A 2,630-nucleotide genomic window follows, 5' to 3' on the forward strand; every position below is an offset into this window, starting at 1 on the left:
CACGCTTCCCGATAAACCGAACAGCAAAAATCAAAAATATCGAAAGCACAGATAGGTTTTGTGCTTTCGATAGAAAATTCAACAGCAAAAACGGAGTGCCGACAGCGACACTCCGTTTTTTGCCGTTGAGATGCACGATTCGATACAGCATAGCCAACAAGGGGCTAAAACATCAATCGAACCGAATCTCTTTCTTCTTCAATTCTTCTTTTTTTCTGCCTTCCTCCGCAAGCAGCATTTTCGCCTTTTCAAGCTGCCATGCGACCTGGCTGTACGATGTGCCGCCGAGGGAATTGCGGTTTTTCACGCAGGTTTCGGGACGGATGGCTTCTTTTATATCGTCCGCAAAGAGGTCGGACAGGGCGCGGAATTCTTCCATGGTCATGTCTTCGAGCCACTTGTCCTGCTCGATGCAAAGATGCACGGCGCGTCCTGCGACGGCGTGCGCTTTTCTGAACGGCATGCCCTTCTTCACAAGGTAGTCGGCGAGGTCGGTGGCGTTGGAGAAGTCTTCCGTGACGGCGCGTTTCATGACGTCGCCTTTGACCGTCATGCCGCGAAGGAGCGCGGTGTAGACGGCGAGGCTGAATTTCACCGTGTCGATGGCATCGAACACGCCTTCCTTATCCTCCTGCAAATCCTTGTTGTAGGCGAGCGGCAAGCCCTTGACGATTGTGAGCATCGCCATGAGGTGACCGATGACGCGCCCGGTCTTGCCGCGCACGAGTTCGGAGACGTCGGGATTCTTCTTCTGCGGCATCATCGAAGAGCCTGTGCAGTGGGCATCGTCCAACTCGATGAAGGAGAACTCGCGCGAGCACCAGAGGATGATTTCCTCAGAGAGCCGCGACAGATGCACCATGAGGATGGAGGCGGCGGAGAGGAATTCCATGATGTAGTCGCGGTCGCTGACGGCATCGAGGCTGTTCGTGTAGACGGCGTCGAAGTGAAGCTCCTCCGCCACGAACTCGCGGTCGATGGGGAACGTCGTGCCCGCAAGCGCACCCGCGCCGAGCGGCATGATGTCCGCGCGCTCGTAGACGCCTAAGAAGCGCGAGAAATCGCGTGCGAGCATGGAGAAGTAGGCGAGCATGTGATGCGAGAAGAGGATCGGCTGCGCACGCTGCAAGTGCGTGTAGCCCGGCATGATCACGTCGGGATAGCGCTCTGCCGTCTCGACGAGCGCACGCTGCAGGTCGGCGATGCAGCCGAGCACGGCGAGCGTCTGCCCGCGCACATAAAGGTGCGTGTCGAGCGCGACTTGGTCGTTGCGGCTGCGCGCCGTGTGCAGCCTGCCGCCCGCCTCGCCGATCGCGTCGGTCAGACGCTTCTCGATGTTCATGTGGATGTCTTCGAGCGCGACGGAAAAATCGAAGTCGCCGCGCTCGATGTTTTGCAGAATGTCGCGCAGCCCGGAGATGATGGCATCTCTATCCGTTTCCGTGAGGATGCCGCACTTGGCGAGCATCTTCGCGTGCGCGATGCTGCCCGCGATGTCCTCGCGGTACATGCGCTTGTCAAAGGAAATTGACGCTTGGAAATCGTTGATCATCTCGTCCGTGCTCTTGGAGAAACGACCGCCCCAAAGCTGTTCGCTCATTCTTTCCCCGCCTTTTCCTGCATGAGAGCGCGCACCTTCAAGGGCAGACCGAAAAGGTTGATGAAGCCCGTCGCGTCGGACTGGTCGTAGACCTCGTCGCGCTCAAAGGTCACAAACTCCTGACTGTAAAGCGAATACGGCGACTTCGCACCGGCGCTGATGATGTTACCCTTGTAGAGCTTGAGGCGCACCGTGCCCGTGACGCTCTCCTGCGTGCTGTCGACGAACGCCTGCAGCGCTTCTCTGAGCTGGCAGAACCACATGCCGTCGTAGACAAGCTCGCCGAAGCGGATGGCGACGCCTTCCTTGTAGTGGTACGTCGCGCGGTCAAGGCACAGATACTCAAGCTCGCGGTGCGCATAGTAGAGGATCGCTCCGCCGGGATTCTCGTAGACGCCGCGCGACTTCATGCCGACGAGGCGGTTCTCGCATATATCCGTGATGCCGACGCCGTTTCGCGCGCCGATCTCGTTGAGTTTCGTCAAGAGTTCGACCGCACCGAGCTTCTCGCCGTTGACGGCGACGGGAACGCCCTTCTCGAAGTCGACCGTAACGTACTCGGGCTTGTCGGGCGCGTCCTCGGGAGCTTTCGAGATCAGGAACATCTCGTTCTTCGGCTCGTTCCACGGATCTTCAAGGTCGGAGCCTTCGTGCGACAGGTGCCAGATGTTGCGATCCATGCTGTACGTCTTGTTTTCCTCGGCGACGGGAATGCCGTGCTTCTTCGCGTATTCGATTTCTTCCGTGCGCGAGCCAAGCTCCCACTCACGCCACGGGGCGATGATCGTGAGGTTCGGCGCGAGCGCTTTGACGGTAAGCTCGAAACGCACCTGATCGTTGCCCTTGCCCGTCGCGCCGTGCGCGATGGCGTCCGCGCCCTCCGCTTTCGCGATCTCGACGAGACGCTTGGCGATCAAGGGACGCGCGAACGACGTGCCCAGAAGATACTTTCCCTCGTAGACCGCCTGCGCCTTGAGCGTCGGCCAGACATACTCCTCAAGGAACTCCTGCGTGAGATCTTCGACGTATG

Annotated in this window: 2 protein-coding genes; both read right to left on the minus strand. The window is 58.9% G+C overall.

Annotated features, from left to right (window positions below):
* Positions 1-172: 172 nt before the first annotated feature.
* Positions 173-1,600, minus strand: a complete 1,428-nt coding sequence (gene argH / locus ACTTKG_RS10275) for an argininosuccinate lyase (RefSeq protein ID WP_442674103.1) — start codon at positions 1,598-1,600, stop codon at positions 173-175.
* The coding region (locus ACTTKG_RS10280; RefSeq protein WP_442674104.1) for an argininosuccinate synthase at positions 1,597-2,630 on the minus strand (1,034 nt) is incomplete at its 5' end. The genes ACTTKG_RS10280 and argH, both read right to left, overlap by 4 nt.

This window comes from Selenomonas sp., from assembly GCF_052169755.1.
Classification (GTDB): domain Bacteria; phylum Bacillota; class Negativicutes; order Selenomonadales; family Selenomonadaceae; genus Selenomonas.

Excerpts from the sequence above, each read along its gene's own strand:
- argH (WP_442674103.1), bottom strand. The coding sequence starts at position 1,600 with ATGAGCGAACAGCTTTGGGGCGGTCGTTTCTCCAAGAGCACGGACGAG.